The organism is Nocardia sp. BSTN01, assembly GCF_015354405.1.
In the GTDB taxonomy this organism is placed as follows: domain Bacteria; phylum Actinomycetota; class Actinomycetes; order Mycobacteriales; family Mycobacteriaceae; genus Nocardia.
The window spans coordinates 35582-54638 of the sequence record NZ_JADKYP010000027.1; the positions used below are offsets into that span (position 1 = coordinate 35582).

The 19057-nt window shown below is 66.2% G+C and carries 1 protein-coding gene (only partly in view); it reads right to left on the minus strand.

The genetic code is table 11. The features are described 5' to 3' along the window. On the minus strand, positions 1-19057 hold the 3' portion of the coding sequence (locus tag IRT45_RS21335) for an MFS transporter (RefSeq protein WP_194807607.1). 9476 nt of this gene lie beyond the right edge of the window; 19057 of the gene's 28533 nt are visible here — the last part of the coding sequence; the start codon falls outside the window, past its right edge; it ends in the stop codon at positions 1-3.

A 19057-nucleotide genomic window follows, 5' to 3' on the forward strand; every position in this document is an offset into this window, starting at 1 on the left:
TCACCTGCGGATCGGCCGTGGCGACGACTCCCGCACCGGGCCACCGTGGCGCTCTCCGGTCGGGGCGGTGGGGCCGGCGCTTCCGTTCGGGGTTCGGAGCGCCGTGCCGGTACCGGTCGCATCAATGATGTTGGCGAGGAACGGGACTCGGGCGACCGCTGCGGCCGGATGGCGGCGCAGGACGGTTTCGCGCACGGTCCGGATGTACCCTTCGGTTTCCGGATGATCGCGGCGCCGCAGGTAGTGGCCGAAGTCGTAGTCACCACCCAGCAACTCGTGTGTCGTCTCCGCGAGCAGCCGTAGCCTTTCGTTCGCGGGTGTGGACGGGCGGGTTCGGCGCAGTTGTGTGCGCAGGGCGTCGTCGAGTATCTCGGGAGCGGCATCCGGTCCGGCGGCCAGCACTTCCGCGACGGTGGAGGTGAACCACTGGGCGATTCGCCCCTCCACCGATGTCGTGCCCTGGAATCCGTCGCGCAACCGCATGGCGTGACGCAGCTGATACGGCTCGATCCAGTGGTTGAGGAAGCGGTCGTATACGGGGCGGCAGGCGATCATCGGAAGCAAGCTGTCGCCCGCGTAACGTGCTCGGAAGTATGCCGGTGTCTGCCGGTCCAGGGCTCGGCAACCCGGATAGTTCAATCCGTAGACACCGTCGCGGGGGATGGGATCGAAATGCCGGAACTCCTCCGGCCGCAAGAGTTTCCGGGTCAGGTCACGATCGACTTGGAGGATCGGTCGTGCCGCGACCATCGCGAGGTAGGGGTACTGCGGAAGTTCGTCGAGCGACAGGTCGCGCTGCACGCGGCCGATGGCGCTGGCATGTGCCGCGGTGTCGGGTCCGCTGGGCTGCTCCAGCTCACCTCCCCACATCGTCCCGTATTTGTAGACGGGCAGCAGCTCACCGGGCGTCCGGGGTCGCGGCTGTTCGAGCAGCAACCTGCGGCCGCTCGTATTGGGAAGGCCGAGAGCCGCTTCCGCCTCCAGCGCGGCGGCCGAGAATGCCGCGAGCACACTCAGCCGGGGCCCGCGTTCGCCCAGCCAGTTGAGCTGCCAGTCCCAGTAGTCGGGACTGTCGATCCAGGCCGGGCCGTGCTGTTCACCCGCCGCGATGCGCAGCAGATCATCGATGTAGTCGAAGCTCGGACCGAATCCGAGTAGTTCCGCGGCGAGCCGGTCGGGTTCGGGTGCGTATGCGGTCGCGGACGGCCGACTTCCGATCCGGGGTTCGGGCGGGGTCGAGTCGCGTCGTTCGGCCTCGGCTGCGGCCAGCTCGCTGAGCTTGTTGTGGAGTACCGCTTCACCCTCGGTCGGTGTCAGGGTGTCGACCTCGGCAGCCACTACCGATTCCGCCTCGGCCTCCTGAGTATCGAGGGCGCCATCCTCCTGGCGGATGCCGTACGAGCTGAATTGCTCTGCCATCCAAGCCCGCAAAGCTGGAATGTCGTTGGAACCGTACCTGTCTCGAAAGTACTGTCTGACCACCTCGTACGGACCCGGCGCGTCGTCGGGCAGGTGCCTGCGCAGCAGATGCGCCAATTCGTGAACAGCCAGGCAGAAGTAGACCCGATCGAGATCGACGCGCAGCCGTCCGGCAGCCAACTGCGCTATCGCATCGTCGTGCATTCGCGCCGGTGCGGCCATCCACCATTCGTTGAATTCGACGGCGTCGACGGAAGCGTGGCCGAATTCGCCGATGTCCCCGGGAGCGATCCTGATCTTCGACACCTCGTCGAGGATCGGGAATCGGGCGATCATGTGCCGTATGCCCGCGATGAGATCACCGGCGGTGGCCGCAGTAATGCCAGGGTTGTCGAGCCCGATGATTTCGATTCCGTGGTCGGCCAGTAGCGCCGCGGCCATGGCCGACTTGGCCTGTTGTTCCGCCGGCGTCGCAGGGCGGTACTCGGCCGCCAGTTGCTGTCGGAGCTGGTCCCTCCCGACCTGGCGCTGCGGCGCGAGCGTGGTCAGCAGGTTGTGAAGCACCTGCTCTCCGACCGACGTGTCCTCGGGATCGTGTTCCATCGCCGAAAAGGCTCCCGCCAGCGCGGCGGCACCGTCCAACCTTCCGTCGGCGCCCGGTCCGTAATGGCGGAATTGGCTTTTCGACCAGGCGTATGCGTCACTCGGAAGCCACGCCGTCGCCCCCTGGTGACTGCCCTCATGGTGGTCGATGAGGGTCGTCTTGGCATCTCGTTGTGCGGTCCGCCGCGTCGCTGCATTGAGGGCGTAGCCGAACTCACGTCGGACCAGCCCGAGCATCGGCTTCTCGGCGGCCCCCACAGCTCGTCCGCTGTCTATCATCGCGGCCCATTCCGCAGCGAAGCGCGCTCGATCGGCTGCGACGATGTCGGACACCGTGATCGACCGGGTGATGGGGTAACCGGCGCCGCTTCCGGCGACGTGATCGCTCACGGCGAGCGGGCGTGTCTCCGGGATGGGGCCGAACCCGATCCGGAGTAGTTGGACGTGCGGATATTTCGTCAACAGGTGGTGTATCGCCCGGGCTAGGTCACGAACGAGTTCCACTGTTACGCCGGGTATGTCGATTCCGAACATGTCGACGGCGTGTCTGTCCCACAACTCGGCGGCGACCGCGGCGCCCGTCGTACAGGCTGCGAACGGGTCGGCCACGGCCCGATCGACAGCACCGGCCGCGACCACCGAATCGCGTGCCGCACGCGCCAGACGCCGATGCTGCTCACGCAATTCCTCCGGGTAACCCGGATCATCGAACGGCAGTCGCTGTTCCGGGGTGGCGATGCGCCAATGGCGTTGGAGGCGGCCGTTGTGAATCCGGCTGCCCAGGTCCTCGAGGAAGTCGTCGGTCGAGATATCTGTCCCGGAATCCAGCGCGGCGTGCACGAATCGCACTGCGATTTCGGCCAATCGCAGATGTTCGGACAGCACGTCGTTCGGAAGGTCGTAAAATTTCGTGGTGTCCGGCGAGATTCGGTTGCTGCTGTTGTGCGCGTCGATCCAGGCCTGCTCGGTCGTCGTGTCGAGTGTGGCGCCGTATCCCGTGGGTTCGTCGGGTAGTTGAGCGGTCGCAACCGCGTACATGCGAGCCGCAGATCCGACGACCAGCGAACGCGGAGGGGGTGCGGGAACGTCGCTGCTCGTCTCCTTGGATCGAGGCGCTGAGCCGATTTCGCCGTCCTCGGCCACCCGGTCCGTCGCTTCCCCGGCTTGGAGCGGCATCGGGTTTTCGTGAGACGCGCCGGAACGCTCGGTGTGGGGCTGCTTCGGGTTACGAGGTCGACCGGGTTCGAAACGTGTGACGCTCCATGGCGTTACGCCGCCGGGCACCGTTCCGATCGCCGGGTCCGCGTCGACTCTGCGCGGAGCGGCGTCCAGGGCGTCGGCGATCTCGTTGCGGGTGGGCGGCACGGCGCCGCGGGCGGGCTGCCGTCGGCCCGTATTCGGCCGGAGCGCCGGCGCGGCCCCGAGTGGTGGGCGTCCGCGATCATCGGTGGGGAAGGTCACCGTGTAGGTGCCGTCCGGGATGGCGGGTCGGCCTGCCGGATCCACCACCCATCTGCCGTCGACGGACCGGACGTGCGCTCGGGCGAGTTGTTCTCGTGTGCTTCGTTCTGCGAGTTCGGTCGGGACTTGGTGGTGGATCGGTGTAGCCGGTGTCTCGTAGGTGCCTCCCAGCGATGCGGCGAGGTACCTCGCCCTGCCCAGTACATCGAATCGACGTATCACCGATCCGGCGGTGATGGTGCCCATGGCCGCCGTCATTCCGATCGCGGTGGGTGTGGCTCCTTGGTTGGCGATGAGCGTGCCGCCCGCGAGACCGGCCAGGGAGTAGGCGGCGATTCGGCTGACGTTGAGGAAGGAACTCGCGCGCCCCAGCCGGTCCTCGGGCACGTTCTGGCTGAAGTAGGCGTTGGTCCGCACGCCGGTGGCTCCCAGGGCCACCCAGCCCGCCGCGTAACCGGCCCCGCCGATGTACGGGTCGTTCGTGACCGCGGTGATCAAGGCGCTGGCCGCCATCCCGGTCAAACCGACGTATTTGGCGGCCAGCAGTTTGTGGATGTCGACCTTGCTCAACCATCGTTTGGGGAAGAAATTGCCGATGATGCCGCCGATCGACGGCAGGATGAACGCCGCGGAGGTCTGGCCGCCGGAAAGTCCGGCCGCGGTCAGCGAGTGGATGAAGAAGAAATGTTGTGCGCCCAGGTATCCGTTGGTGACGACGAGATTCCAGGTGTAGTTGCGCAGGATCTTGTCTTGGTTCAGCGCTTCGAAGCCGGGTATGAACACCTGGCGCAGTCGGTCTCGAAACGATTGCGGCTCAGTCTGTTTCGGTGGGGGCGGCAGCTCGCGAATCCTACGCAACCCCGCCACGTTGACGCCCGAGGCCGCCGAGTCGAATCCGAAGAGCAACCACGGTTCCAACGCCCCCGCGAAACTGTTGCCGATCGTCCGGGACAGGTTGGTCACGAAGGCGTTGTATTGGCTCAATCCCTGCTGCAACCGTTCGCCGGACCCGATGATTGCGCGGTTCACCCGGAATGCGGCCGGCCCGTACAGCGTGTCGGCGGCGGTGTTCACAAGATTCGCGCCGATCAGGGTCGGAACCAGGTACGGCGTCTGGAATCCGGATGTGGCAGCGGCTACGGCGGAGGCGCCGAACATGACCCACTTGGCCCTGTTCATCATCCTGGTGGGTTCTATGGTGTCGGCGAGGTAGCCCATGTAGGGGGCCAGAACGAGCCTCGGCACATCCGACAGCCCTGCGACGATGGCCGCGGTTTGCGGATCGATGCCCATCATCAGCAGAGTCAGGGCGTTCTGGGACGCCGAGGTTCCTATCTCGGCTACCAGTTGGCCGGAGAAGAGGGTTCGCGCCTCGGCACTGTTGCGGACCAGGCGGAGCAGCGATCCGTTCGCTTCGGCGCCGGCTGCCGCTCGCTCGGCGGCGGTGGTGTCGGGGTTCGACTGCTCACCCTTCCGGCGTGCGGGGTTGGCGTGGCCATCGTCGCCGACCCGCGGATCGTCGGCGAAGACGATGGTGGGGTCTTTGCTCAGGTGTGCGACGAGTCCGGTGCGGTCGGCGCGTGCGGTCGTACCGCGGGGCAGGTCGAGGGCATCCCCGATCTCGGGGATCTGACCGGCATTCGGCGCTCCCGCCGCGGACCTGCGCGGAATCTGTGCTTCCGCCGCGGTGGGAGTTGTCTCGGAATCGGGTGTGGGAACGGGTGAACCCACGCGGTCGCGCGCCGCTCGCAGCTCGCCACCGGCGGCGCGCCGGGCTCGCTGCTCTTCCAGCAAGGCCGCGGCCCGGCGTCCCGAGGAATCCCCGACCTTCCTGCGAGCCCGGGCCAACGCGCGCCGTACCTCGCGTACGACCATCCCCGTCTCGGTCGCGATGTCGGAATAGGTCAACCCGCGGCCGACCAGTCGCAGCACTGTCGCTTCCTCGGCGGACAGCCGGGTTCCCGCGGTCTGGCCACCGCCCGGTAGGGCTGCCGGGCCGGACGCGGATTCGGCGAGCCTGGTCAGTTCGTCCTCGTCGAATGCGTCGAGCGCGCCGACGATCCGCGGCATGGCCGTGACCAGACTGGGTGATTCGACGCGGGGCAGTGATCGCTCGACGTGTTCGTCGACGGTACGAATCGAGACGGACAGCTTGTCCGCGATCTCCCGTCTGCTGAGTCCCCGAGACAGGTGCGCGAGCACGACGATCTGGCGCGGGGTCAGTACCTCCCGGAGATCGGTCAGTGGCGCGTGCACGGAAACGAGCCCGCGGCGTGCGCCTTCGGCGGCGATCAGATAGCGCTTGGTGGGAATTCCGAACGCCGACGCCAACTCCCGGATGTAGGTCGACGCGTTGCCCTTGTCCGGAAGCGCTTCGGTGATCTCCGGAACGGTCCGCCCCTGGCAGATCCACAGCAGCACCTTCAGGTGATCGGAACTTACCGGCACATGTGCGATGCCGGCCCGAGATTCGAGCGAACCGGCACCGGGCAGCTCCGCCGTGCGCTCCGATCGCCCGGCTGCCGGTTTGGCGCCGATCGAGGCCCACGGGGTCGCGCTGCCCGCCTGCGCGCCGGCAGCAGGCCGGGATTCGGTCGATTCTTCGTTCCGGCGCCCGAAGGCGCGAGCCTCGTCGCCGAGGTTCGGGTCGGCCGCGAACACCATCCCCGGGTCGTTCTTTCGGCCCGGTGCGTCCGCCAGATTCTCATCGACCCAGATGCCCGGTGTGCGGCCCCGCGGGCTGGTAACCGGGACTGTCGGCCGGGTAGGCGCCGAACGGGGGTTCCACGGTGTTTTCGGGTCGTGTTCGCCGCGGGCCTCAGGTGTGTGCCGGCCCGGTGCGCCCGGCACTACAAAGCGCTTCGGGTCCAGATGGTGCGCATTCCGCCGATCGACGAATCCCACCCGACGATGAACGTGCACTGTTTCGCCGATCCGGCTACCGCGCTCGTCCTGGTGGTAGGTGACGGCCACCGAGAAAACCGTGGGATCGTCTGTGCGCAACCTGGATTCGAGTGCCTCGACATCGATCATCCCGCGCTGGTCACGGGGGATTTCCGAACCGGTTTCGAGCTCGTCGATCCGGAGCACCGGAAGAAACGTATCCGGAACGTTGTCGCGGCGGTCCCACCAGCTACTGACCTCCGGTGACTCGCTCGAATCTGTCGAGCCCTCGCCGGGGCGGTCGAGATCGGTCGCAGTGGAGCTCCGCCCGGTGCGCTCCGACGGCCCGAATCTCCTCAGCGCGGCGTCGAAGAACGCATCGAGATCACCATCGCGCAGTGGAACCGTCGGGTCTCCCGCCAGGGAGGCGCCCTCGATGCGCAGGCCCTGCTCGAATTCGAAGACCGAATGATGATGCGGCAGAATGAAAGCCGCCATGGCCCGGATGAATTCGTCTTCCGCCACGCCGAGAACTCCCAGCCATCGGAACCGCGCGAGCATACGGGTCGCGGACCCCGAGATACCAGCGGTGAACGGGCTTTCACTCTCCGCGAGGGTGCTGCGAAAATAGTCGCTGTCGGGATCGAGTTCGACGAGTGCGCTACCTTGCCGCCAGGGCAACTCGATGGTGTAGCGGGCGGGGTCGAGACGTCCGGCGTTGATCGGGTCGATGTATCCGTCGTGGTGATGGACCTGGACCGACGCTACGAGGCAGTGGCCCTGGCTGTCGCGGACGTGCTTGCCTCGGTCGTCGTAAACATAAGTGGGAACGACATATTCGACGTCGGCGTCGTCCGACTTCAGCTGGGACTCCAGCCATTCCGTATCGACTCGGCCGTTCTCGTTGTATCGCAGTTCGACAGACTCGAGGTCGAGTGGCTCGATACGCAAGACCCGCGGACGTTCGATGAGTCCGGCGAACTCGCGGGGGGACAACTCCATTCCGAGCGCGGCGAGATCGCCCGAGGTGAGGTGTCGGCGGCGCTGCTCGGCTTCACTCCGTGGGCGGCTGATTTCCTTGCGTTGCTCGTACTCTTCGAAGGCGGCGTCGGCACCAGGATTGCGCATCCGCGTGAACCGCACCTCCCGCAGGTCCGCGGCGGTGATCGTCCATCCCTGGGGAAATGCGTTACGGACCCGCTCCAACGCCGCCTGGTCGAGCCGCAGTCTGCTGGCCGTATCGCGCCAGTCCGGTCGATTCAGCAGCCGGGCGATGCCCTCGTCCAGAGTGAAGCCGGTGGAGCCGTGCCGGAGCTCGGCATTCCGGATCATCACGTTGAGCAATGCGCACATCAGCTCGCGAAGATTGCCTCTGTCACGTAGCTCGTCCCATGAGACCCACGACGGAACCATTCCGCCCCACAGCTGGTTCTCCCGCGCATTACGGGTCTCCAGGATTTGCGCGAGGGATGCCTCGGGAAACAGACCCTGCAGCACCTCGAACGTCCGCTCCAGCACTGCCACGACCGCTGCCCGCGTCTGCGGCCGGTGGTAGTTGTGACGCGCGATCTCCACATCGTCGGAAACCCGGCGCTGCCGCCAGCCGATGCGGTGTCCCGCCTGCCCTTCCCCGGTTGTGGTCGGTGCCGGCTTTGCGCCGATCGCGCCCGGGTCCGGTTGCTCGGTATGAATGCTTGCGTGCGCTGCTGCCGCGGCCGGCGAATCCGTGGCAGGCGGTGTCGGCCGGGCCAGGCCGAGGAAGCGTGCGGCGGCATCGACGAGATCTGCGATCTCCTGTGGAGCGTTTGCTCGCGTGGCCAGTAGCCGAAGTTCGTGTAGCTTGTCGTCGCTGTCGGCGGCGCGCCAACCGGGGGCCAATTGATCTTGTCCGAGAATCGTGGGGAGATCTGCGTCGAGTTGGCGGGTATCCGCATCCAACCGGGCGAGTTCTTCCGCGGTGGCGCCATCGCTCATCGCGCGCTGGGCGCGGTACTCACGGTCGAGAGCTCGTCCCAGCCAGCCGGGAAGGTTCTCGGCGCGGATCCGAGACCAGGCCTCGTCGTCGAGGAGGCGCAACTCTGTTTGTACCTGATCGAGGACCTGTAGCAGCGCCCCTCGCTTTCTCAGTACGCGCGGGTCGACGCCGAGTGCCCTCGCGAGATCCACACGCGCACGCTCGGTTTCGCCCCGTTCGTGTGCTATTTCGATCTCGCTGCCGGTCAGACGGTGTGGATTCGGTTCCGCCGGAACATCGTCCGAGCCCACACCGGCCTGGGGCTCATCGGGTTGGTTGTGGAAGAAGACGCCGCCGTGTTGGAAGGGGGCGAGGCGTTGTTGCCGGGGTGCGGGCTGGTCGCCGACAACGTCGTCGAGTTGTGCCATGGCGGAGCGGTGTTCGGCGATGATGGTGTCGGCGATGTGGAGCAGGTGTTCCGCGGCGGCGTCGGGGTCGGTGGGTGGTTGTTCTCGCTCGGCGCGGGCGTGGGCTCTGGCGGCGAGGTCGCGGGCTGTGCGGGGGTCGCCGAGCTGGGCCAGCAGGCGGTGGTAGACCCGGCTGTCCTCGGCCGGGTGCGCGGGTTCGTCCGAAGTCTCGGTGGGGCGGGTGGCGTTCGTTGCAGCGCGCTCCGCCTCGGCAGGCTCGGCCTGACGCGCGCGTGACAATCGCCCGAGCCACCCGCGACCTCGTGTGATGACTCGGAGGGAAACGCGGCCCCGCCTCACGAGAAGAAGAGCGCTGTAACCCGTGGCGGTGAGCGCGGTAGCGGCCGCGGCGATACCGGCCATGGCGTCACTGCCCTGGCCTCCGTGCGCGTTCGCCACGGCCGCAGCCCCCAAGAAGCCGAGGGCCGGTCCGCTTTTCAGGAACAGCCGGCGCGCTGACATCGCTCGGCCTTGAAGGTCGTCGGGGAAGGCGTCTTGTGCATATTTCGTGACCCGGTTGCCCGCCGCCGCCATCACCGTCGCGTCCACGAGCGACGCGGACGCGATCACAGCGGGATCGGTCGTCGATGCCATCAGCGTGAAGAACCCGGCCATACTGGCGAGTGCAGCCGGATAGAAGGTGGTGGCGTTGATCCGGTCGAGCGCTTTCGGCAGGAAGCCGCTGAGTATCCCGCCGACAGCAGGCGCGGTAGCCGCCGCGCTCAGTGCCCAACCCGGCAGGCCCGCGTCGGTCAGAACGGTGGCGGTGCGGAGCCCCATCATGGCAAACGCGGCATTGTTGATCGTGGCGAAAGCGGTGTGTTGGGTGAGGAATTTCTCCCGCCGCAGAGCGCGTACTCCGTCGCCGATCTCCCGGAAGAGGTTGCGTGGCTGCCTTCGGGCCCGAGGGGGGAAAACGAAGCCCCGAACGTTCGCCAGGTTCCCCCAGTAGCTGAGAGCGTTCAGGCCGAACGGGGCTGCGGGCGCGACGCCGGCCAGCCCCGCGCCCAGTGCTGAGCCGGTGATCCCCGCGGCAGATCCGGTGCTGGTTATCAGGCGGTTTCCGGAATCGAGCTGTGATTTGGTGAGCAGATTCCGCATTTCGTTGAGGAAGGTGCCCGTATAGAAAGTGCCCGCGGTGGCTTCGACCAGTGTGGCCGCAGTCAAAGCGGCGCCGAGATGGGAGGCATCGGCCAGCACCAGCCCGGCAGCAGTGGTCGCGGCTGCCGAGCCGACCCACAGTGCGGAATTCACCACCTTTTCCGGTTTCCAGAAGTCGGCTGCGTAGCCGGCCAGCAGTTCGAATGCGCCCGGGACCCATAGCGCGGCAGCCGCCATGGCGGTCGTCGTCGTCGATTCCCCCCGGCCCAGCAGGACATACGTGAGTCCCGAGGACGCTGCGGCGGTACCGATTTGGTTCACGAACTCGCCCGGCAAGAATTTCTCGCCGAACAACAACTTCGTGAACGGTTTGTTGACCACGAGCAGTTCGCGCTTCGAAACCGTCGCGTCCGGCCGGCCATCCCCGGTTGTGTTTGTTGACGGCTTTGCGCCGATCGCGCCCGGGTCCTGGGTAGCAACGACATTCGAATTCGCCAACCACGGATCGATCAGTTCCGACCGTAGTTGCGTCCAGGCCGCGGCGGCCTCGGTGGCGACGGGCGAGAGGGTGGGCTCGGTGAAGGAGGCGGTGATGGTGTCGCCGTGGCGGGTCAGCGTAATCGTGTGTTCGACACGGGTGCCGTTCAGCAGGGTGACGGGCAACGACACCGACAGTCGCGCCGGCGTCGACTCGACCACGGTAGGGTAGACCCAGAATTGCGTTGTGGCACAAGCGAAGACCGACTCCGGATGCGCGTAGTCCTGTGAGATCAGCTCCGCTGCCGAATGCAGGGGTGCGGGTAGGCGGAAAATGGTGCCGTGAAATGTGCCACTGAGATTCAGCGCGGCGAGGTCCATTCCGTGCTCGGATAGCCAATGGAGCGTCTGCATCACGAATTTCACTCGTTCTTCGAGTGTGTCCGGGAACGCACGGCAGGTGAGGAGGGTCTCCCGCGGAATACCGTTGACCATCCTGCGCCAGTAGCCGGCCCCGATCGGCCCATCGCCAGGATCGGCATAGGAACAGAAGACGATGTCGTGCGGGTGCACGAAATCGTACGAATCGTCGTCCACTTCGTCGTCCGGAAAGTCTCCCGGGCCGACGACTCGGAAGTCGTCCGGTTGGACGCCGATCAAAAAGTACTCGAAATCATCGCTGTTGTGCGGCGTCCCATCCGAATCGCAGAACAGTCCGTCGCGGACGATCAGCTTCCGGACCCGCACGTCCTCGGCCATGTGGGGCTGGTATGCGTCCGGCCGGACCGGGGTCGCCACAGCGTATTCCGTCGGTGCCGCGCCTATGGGCGGCCCCTTGCGCGAGGGCGTTGAGGTGCTCGGCCTCGGTCTACTGCCGATATCGGCGCCCTCATCCGGATGGGTGGGCGATTGCGGTGGCCCGGGCGACTTTTCGCTGCGATCGCTCGATCCAGGACGGCCGGTGCTCCGTGCTCGCAGCCATCCGCGGCGATCGGCTGCATGGGGTTGCCTGACCTCGGCGAGGTCGCCACGCCCGACGGCGACCCAGCCGATGTTGTCCAGGGCACGAGCGGGGATCCGGCGTGGCCAATCGTGCCAGAGGTAGTACGAGGCATGCGGCTTGAATACGCTGCGGTCGAGCCGATCCGATCGGCTCACCGCGAACTTCGGTCCTGCCGGGACCTCGGTCGTCAGCACCGTGGCGCCGAACTCGGCCGACGTCGGCGCCAGCCCCAAACCGATGTCGATGCCGGCCCGATGCTCCTGCAGCGCAGTGCTTCCCAGCTGAGCGACGGGGTCTGCCGGCTCGCCCAATACCCACACCGGTACACCGAAATCATCGGCGTGGCGGACGGCCCAGCCGATACCCGGGGATCCGGTGAGGATCACATGATCGATCACACCGGCCAGGCGCCCGCCCCGTCCCGCGTAGCAGGTGGTGGTCGACCCGTAACTGTGCCCGACAGCGTTGAACAACCGCGGCATCGGTGCGCCACCGTCACGCCCGGCGTAATGCGCGCGCGTGGCATGGACGGCGGTGATATCACAGGCCAGCATGTCACCGCCGTCCGCGGCCTTGCGTGGGACAGCGACCGAGGCATCGGTGGGGCAGTGGTAGCCGATGTACCCGATCGTCGCGACCGCGGCGCCGTCCGCGCGCAGTGTGGCCATCTCGTTGAGGCTCATCGCATACCCCGAACGGTGATACAGCATCTCCGTGGTCGAGCCGAAACCGTTGGCCATCATGTTGATGATTTCGGCGTTGTCGAGGTCGCCGATGGAGACGATCACGCGGCCGTTCTCGCCGTGCGCGGCGGGGTCGAACGCCACCACCTGAACTCGCGGTCCGCCGGTCAGTCCCGCTGCTGTCTTCTCGATCAGCGGCAGCTGGTCCCGAAGGTGGAGCAGGTTCCTCAGCTCGGCCCGCTCGGCCGCAGTGAGGGTGGTGCGGAAGCGTCGGAGCCGGTCGGGCCGTCGTTCCAGGAACTGGTCGATGCGCTCTTCGATCGCCAGCCGATTCGCTCGGTCACGCACCGAATATGGGATGCCGTCGGCATTACCGATCAACCACGAACAGGCTCGAAGCATGTCGTACTGCTCGTCCGAAAGGTCGAGCTCTTTTTGCACCTGCGGCAGTCCGGACCGATTCGGAGCCCCGGTGCCCAGCGACTCCCACCATTGCGCAACCTTTTCGGTGTGCGCTGTGGACGCGCCGGTCACGTCGTCGGGGTCTACCGTCTGGACCAAGGTCCGCTCGGTGGCATTCGCGCCGAAGTACTCCGTCAGTGTGGCGATGGCTCGCTGGGCGAGGGGATTTTCCGTCGAGGGAGCGGCGGGGGATTCCGTCGGTCGGTGGGTAGCCGTGCTCTGTGCGTTCTTCCCTCGCCCCCGCGTCCTGCGCGACCAGGGTGCGCCGTCGGGTTGGCGACGGAAAGCTTCCGTGCCGTCGGGCGCTGCACCGTTGGACGGTCTGGCGCCGATGGCTGGGAATGATCCACCGGGGCGTTGCTGCCACGGGGTGGGAGCCGATGCCACGGTGTCGTCGCGATTGCCGCTCGCCTGGTCCGGTCTCGCCCCGATCACATCGGTGGGGCCCTCGATCGGGGCGGTGATGGCGATCCCGGATGCGCCGAGCCATTGGGTGAGTGTCTCGTGCACGACGCGAAATGCGGGGACCGTTCGTTCGGGTTCGGGTCCGGGATCGAAATGACGGTAGCGGGCGATCTCCGGTGTGTCGCCCCGGCCGATGTCGATCGTCACTGCCGCTGGTTCGCCGAGAACGGGATGGACGATCGCATCGATCGACAGCCCGCCGTCGTGCGGAAAGCCGACGTTTTCGACCTCGAACCAGAATTCCTCGTTACCGCCGCGGAGATGCTCCGCTACCTTTTTCGAGAGTGCTGGCCGGTCTTGGAAAGAATTCGAACTTCGAATAAATTTTTCTGCAGAGTTGTCTTCGTTCTCGGGTGGATTCTGCCACGCCCCTCCGACGTGAAGATTATCGTACTCGATGAATATAGTCGACAAATCGAAATTCTGGCTCAGTCGGTGCCGAGCTTGGGCCCAGAATTTTGGAGACCTTGTTGCATGTTCGATGAACAGGCCGCTGAAGAACATGATGATCTCCGGCCTTCCGTCTGCGAGGCGCCAGATGCCACCACCTGCGACGATGCTCGGTCCATCGATCTTATTGTATATTCGCCGCTCGTTTTCATCGGCATGGGTTTCTATATAGGAGTATAAAAGGTTCGGGTGTTCACCACTGCCGTCTTTAGTGGTGACAATCTTGCCGCTGCGTAGTATGAGGAAACAATTCTGGCCGCGTCCGGTTGTGAATGGCTCTCCGTCGGGTCCGATGAAGGAACCCTCCTCGTTCTCGTCGAGAACGACGACCTCGACCAGCCTCTTCCAGAATTCGTCGACCTCGGGATGGAACTTTCTGACAAGTTCTGCACCGTCGTACTCCGTTCGGCTCGGCCGAGCACCGATCGGCTCGCTGCCCGGCCTCCCGCCAGGTGAATCGGCAGAGCTCAGAAGCCGATCGAGACCCACGACGGCGGCCACGGCGGCTCGGTGTCTTTGTTCGGAGACTGCGGCCCGCTGTCCCAGTTCGGTCGATCTGTCGGCGCTCCGGATCGCCTCACGCATCAGCCAGGATTGCAGCGGCGAAGCGTCCGGAGCATGCGGGTCGACGTGGTGGGGAATAGTGGAAATCAGCGAGTCATATTGCTGAGAGCGACTTTTCGGCGAGACGCGCTCGAGGACGGCGATCAGGGCATCGAGCCAGTCGGTCAGCTTCAGCATCGATTCGTACTGCCGGGCCGACCGATCGAATTCTCTTTCGTCGGCCGCGTCGACGTCGTCCGCATATCGAGCCGCGTCGCTCATGTGCTCGAACAACGCGGCATAGACCAGGTGCGCCTGTGGGACGGCCGAGGCGTCGAGACCAGCGAGCAGCCGGACGGCGTCATCGCGCCGTGTCGCGTCGCGCGCCGCAGCTTCCACCGCGGTCGCAATCGAACTGACCGTGGCAAGCGCCGATTGCCGCTGGGTTTCGGTGACGGTCTCGGCTCGAGTGCGCGCCATCGTGGCTGCGGCATCCGACATTTCTTCGACGGCATTCGCGAATTCCGTCAACTGCCGGATTCGCTCGGTCGCCGGTGCATTTTTCTGCTCGGCCGCCTGCAGTTCCGCGAGGCGAGTTCGTATCCGGGCGACCGGAACCACGGTGGCCGGCGGATTGTTCGGCACGCGGTAGGGGTTGTCCTCCGGCTGGTCCTGTCCGAGGCGGGTGTTCGGGCCGGGTTCCCGTTCCCATTCCGCGTTGGACCAGTTGTCACTGCGGCGGAGGGGAAGTTCGGGTTGTCCGTCCTTCTTGTAGGTGATGGCGTGGAAGATGCGCCCTTCCCCTTGCCCGTCCGGTTCCTGCAGCTCGGCGAGGCGGGCGTGAGCGTCCGCGCCGAGGTGGATGTGATCTGCGACGTTGCCATCGGGGTCGAAAGCGAGGGTGTCGTCCGCGTTGCGGCGGACCTCGTGGACCCAGAGTTCACCGTTCTCGTCTACACCGAGGGTGAGGACGTGGCCATCGAGACGATCGCGGCGGGAGCGGTGTGGTTCGACGGTGAGTAAAGCGAGAGTGGTTGGCTTGCCGCGATTTTCGAGCGCCTCGAGTAGCGGTGCCAGTGGGGCGGTATCCGCATCGGCAGCTGTGTATTCGCGATATCGTCCACCGGCGTACTCGGCGAACTCACGCCCTCCGATTCCGAACAGTTCTATGATCCGCGCCGCTTCGGCATCGGGAACGCGAACCGGTGATCGACGGTCATCCGCGGTCAGCTTCTCGAGGCGCCCGGCGGTATAGGTCAGTTCGGCGATCGCACACCGAGGCGTGGTGGTTGTCTGTCCCCGCATCGGTGCGGTGCGGGCCGCCCGCCGCACCTCGGCATCTACTGTATCGGCGGCCGACGCAAGCAGCACGTCGTCCGGCACCTGACCGACCGGCTGCCACTGCACCGGTGTCGACGGGCTGTCGAGGATCCATTGCAACACCTGATCGACGTCGAGCGGAGCCGGGGCGGCGTCGGACGGCCGGTGTCCGATCGGACCATCGGCCGCATTCGTCCCGGTATCGGTCGGCACCTCTCGTTGCGCCTGCCCGGCAAGGGGTTTGAATCCCACCGCCGGCTCCGTTCGGCCGATGGTCTGGAGATGCGACACCGTCCGGTCGAGAATCCGGCGGGTGGGGCGGTCGTCCTCCAGTTCGGCGGATGTGGTTGCGGTGGCGCTCGGATCCTCGATGAGCCGGCGCCGCAGCCGGTGCAGGGGCGCAAGCATGTCCCTGATCTCGGTGACGGCGGGAAACCGATTGAGCAGAGCGATTCCCGCGTCGAAAGCGGCAGACAGATGGGCGCGTGCGATCGCGCCTCGGTCGAGAGAAAGTTCGTATGCCGCCACTTCGATCAGAGTGCGCAGATAATCCGCACCGGCAGCGGCGAATTCACCACGTGGGTCCGCCAGACCGGCACGAGTGAATTCTCGTTCCAGACCGGGCAGTGCGCTCAGCGCCGCGGCGATATGCGGGGGGTTGACGACGTATACCGGATCGGCCTGGCCTGCGGCCGCGGCTGCCGACGTCGGTATGCGATCAAGCACGCCGAGGGTCATCGCGACGGCCTCGGCGTCGCTGCGAGCGCCGAGCTTGCGCACGGTTCTCTGCACGGCGGTATTGACGAAACTACGCGTGACTCCGAGTAATTCGGCTATTTCCAGCCGAGACAGGCGTTCCGTGAGAAGTTTGAGGATCTGTTGTTCACGACCCGAGAGCGCCGAGATATCGGAGGTCGCGCTCGGGTGGGGAGGCACCTCTCCGCTACGTATGGCGGCTGTGAGCGCAAAGATCGCTTCGTGTCGCGGACCTCCCTTTGTACGGGTGTATTCGCGGTATACGTCGGTGTCGTGCCCGATCGGCGCCGATCGCGGAATGTCCGTGTCGGCCGACTCTGTCTTCTCCGGATCATGCGGCCTACTGCCGATGACGTCGTCGGCCCCCGACTGGTCCGCCGTCGTGGCGGTTCCCGATTTCGTCTCGCCAGCAAGAAGATTCACTACCAGGTCCGGCGAGATCTCCGGCGGCCGCAGGATGGTGACGAACTGGTGGATCACCCATTGCGGACTGCCGACTACCGGGCCGTCGATCTCCACCGCGGCGAACCCGACCGCGATGGCCTCCGGCGGCCTGAGCGTAGTTTTCGTTTCGTCGGTGAAGGCCGCCTCCGGGAGGCGCTCGAGCCATTCCTCGTACGGTTCGGCGACGAGGGCGGCGATTCGCAGTGCCGCCCATGCGCGCCGCAGCACGCCGTCGACCTCCCGGCTGAGCCGGTTGCCCGTGGCGTGGTCGATCGCGTGGCCGAACTCATGGATGACATCGTCGTGATAGGACCGTCCGCTGGCCGGGTGGAACCCGGTCGAGCGGTCGTACAGATCGTCCTCGAGTGCCTGAGCTCGGTCGGCCACCCGGGACAGGTTCAGCGTCATCCACTTGCTCCGGGTGCCCCGTTTGAGGGTCTCGGCGTTGACCCCGGGATCCGCCAGGAAATCGATGCGCAGTTCGCGGATATTGCTCATGTGCGCAACCAGATCCGGGGCGTGCCGGTATCGGGTGAGCAAGTCGTCCAGCGTCTCGAGAATTTCCCGCACCGCGTCGACGGGGACGCGGGGATGGTTGAATCCGGTGATGACGAAGTACGGATGGTTGAGGTTGAACTCCTCGACCAACCGGGCTTTGGCCTGTGCGTCGGCGCTCAAACCGCCGACGTGCACGGTCTCTTCCGGCGTGTGCACCGCATACCGTTCGGCCCGGCCGAGCTCGGTCATCACCCGGGAGTGCGTGTCGAGCAACATGGCTTCCTGCGCACTCGAGAAGTCCCGCAGCCGGTCCTGGAGATAGGACACCTGTTCCCGCATCCCGGTGATGTCGGTGCGGGGGAAGCCGTGACCCTGCCATACCGGGCGACCATCGACATACCGGGTGAACTTGGTGGCAAACGGGCTCGGCCCGGCCTGCTCGGAGTCGAGTGCGGTCCGCCCGCCGGTCACCTCGCCGTCCGGGCCGATATTCCAATGCCGGGTGCTGCGCCGAGTCCCGGTGACAGCGTCCAGCAGGCCGAGCAGCTCACCGGAAGCCGAATCCAGATAGCTGCGGTCCACCGAACCGAACGCCGCGAATCCTTCGCTCGCCGGATCATCGTTCACCAATCCCAGGTCGTATGCCCGTGACATCCCTTGTGGCAGAACGGTATTTGCTGCTCGACCGGGAACGATTTCCCGGTACAGCACCGTGGGGTCGTCGTTTGCGGGGTGGGTGGCGGCGACCGGCGCGCCCATCGCACCACCGATCAGCGATGTCAGCCACTGTTTCGCGGCATCGTCGGCCTTGTCGTACACCTCCCGGTCGCTCTGATAGCCATTACCGAAGGTGACCCGTTCGACCATGACCCCCTGAACTTTCGGCAGCGCTTCCCGGCGCACCACACCGGAGTTCAGACCCTCGGTGAGAAGCGCCGGAAACCCGGTTGCGCGCGGGCTGTGGGGCGCGCTCCCGATTCGGCCTTCCGGGCCGCCGGACGGTGGGGCCGTCGAATCGTCGCCGAGGTCGGGGAACAGGGTGCTCAGACGGTCCAGGTCGTCGTCGCCGGCTCGATCGTCGCCCGGCCGCTCACCACGGAGCTCGAACCACACGGTCTTGCCGTCGACATGCTCGACAACGCCGTAATCGGTCGCGAGCATCGTCAACAACCGGCCACCCCGACCCGACTCGACATTGCCGTCCGGGTTGCGCCACGCCGGAAGCGTGCGGCTGTAGTCGCGAACTCCCACCCGGATGACCGGACCACCAGGGCCTTCGGTCACCGCCGCGATGACGAACCCGTGAGTTCCGGCGTGACGCGCTATGTTGCCCGCCAACTCCGACACCAGCAACTCGGCCGAATCGACCTGATCGGTGTCCGGCCATCCCACCTCACCGGCGTGTGCCCAGTTCTCCATGATCCGGCGCACCAGCCGCCGGGTTCGCCAGCTGTCCGAACCGTCCGGGGCGCTGACCCGCACCAGATAGTCATCCACGTCGGGCACTGCGGACGGTGCCGCGCTCGGGATCGCTCCCTGCCTCTGGATCCGAGTAAACCGCGCCACAACGCCTTCGACGTCCGAGCGCGCCGCACCGAGATCGACAAGCATGGCTTCGAGGTCCGCCGGGTCGAGCCCTCGAATCGCCTCGACCACCGACGCTTCCAGACCCTCGCTCACTGCGGAGGCGACGAAGCCGGACGTTGCCCCGGCAACGTAATCGAGGACCGCCAGCACGCTGCGCTCTCGCGGTGAATGATTCCTCGATTCCGTATCGGGCGCCGCTGCATCGGCGGATTCGATCGACGATTGCGGCCCCCACAATGCCCTCGACAGCGCAGGACGAAAACCGTCGGGCACGGTTGTCGCGGAAAGGAACTCGCTCGGGCCGGCTGCGTCCGCCCCCTCCGTATCGTGCGGTCGACTGCCGATCGGGCGATGTCCGATATTTTCCCCGGATGCGGGGTCATCGGGTGTAGACCGGGCTTCGAGCGGCTCACCCGTCAAATCGATGCCGCGGTTCTCCGCCTCCTCCACCGCAGCCGCTCGGCCGCTCGTGCGTAGCTTG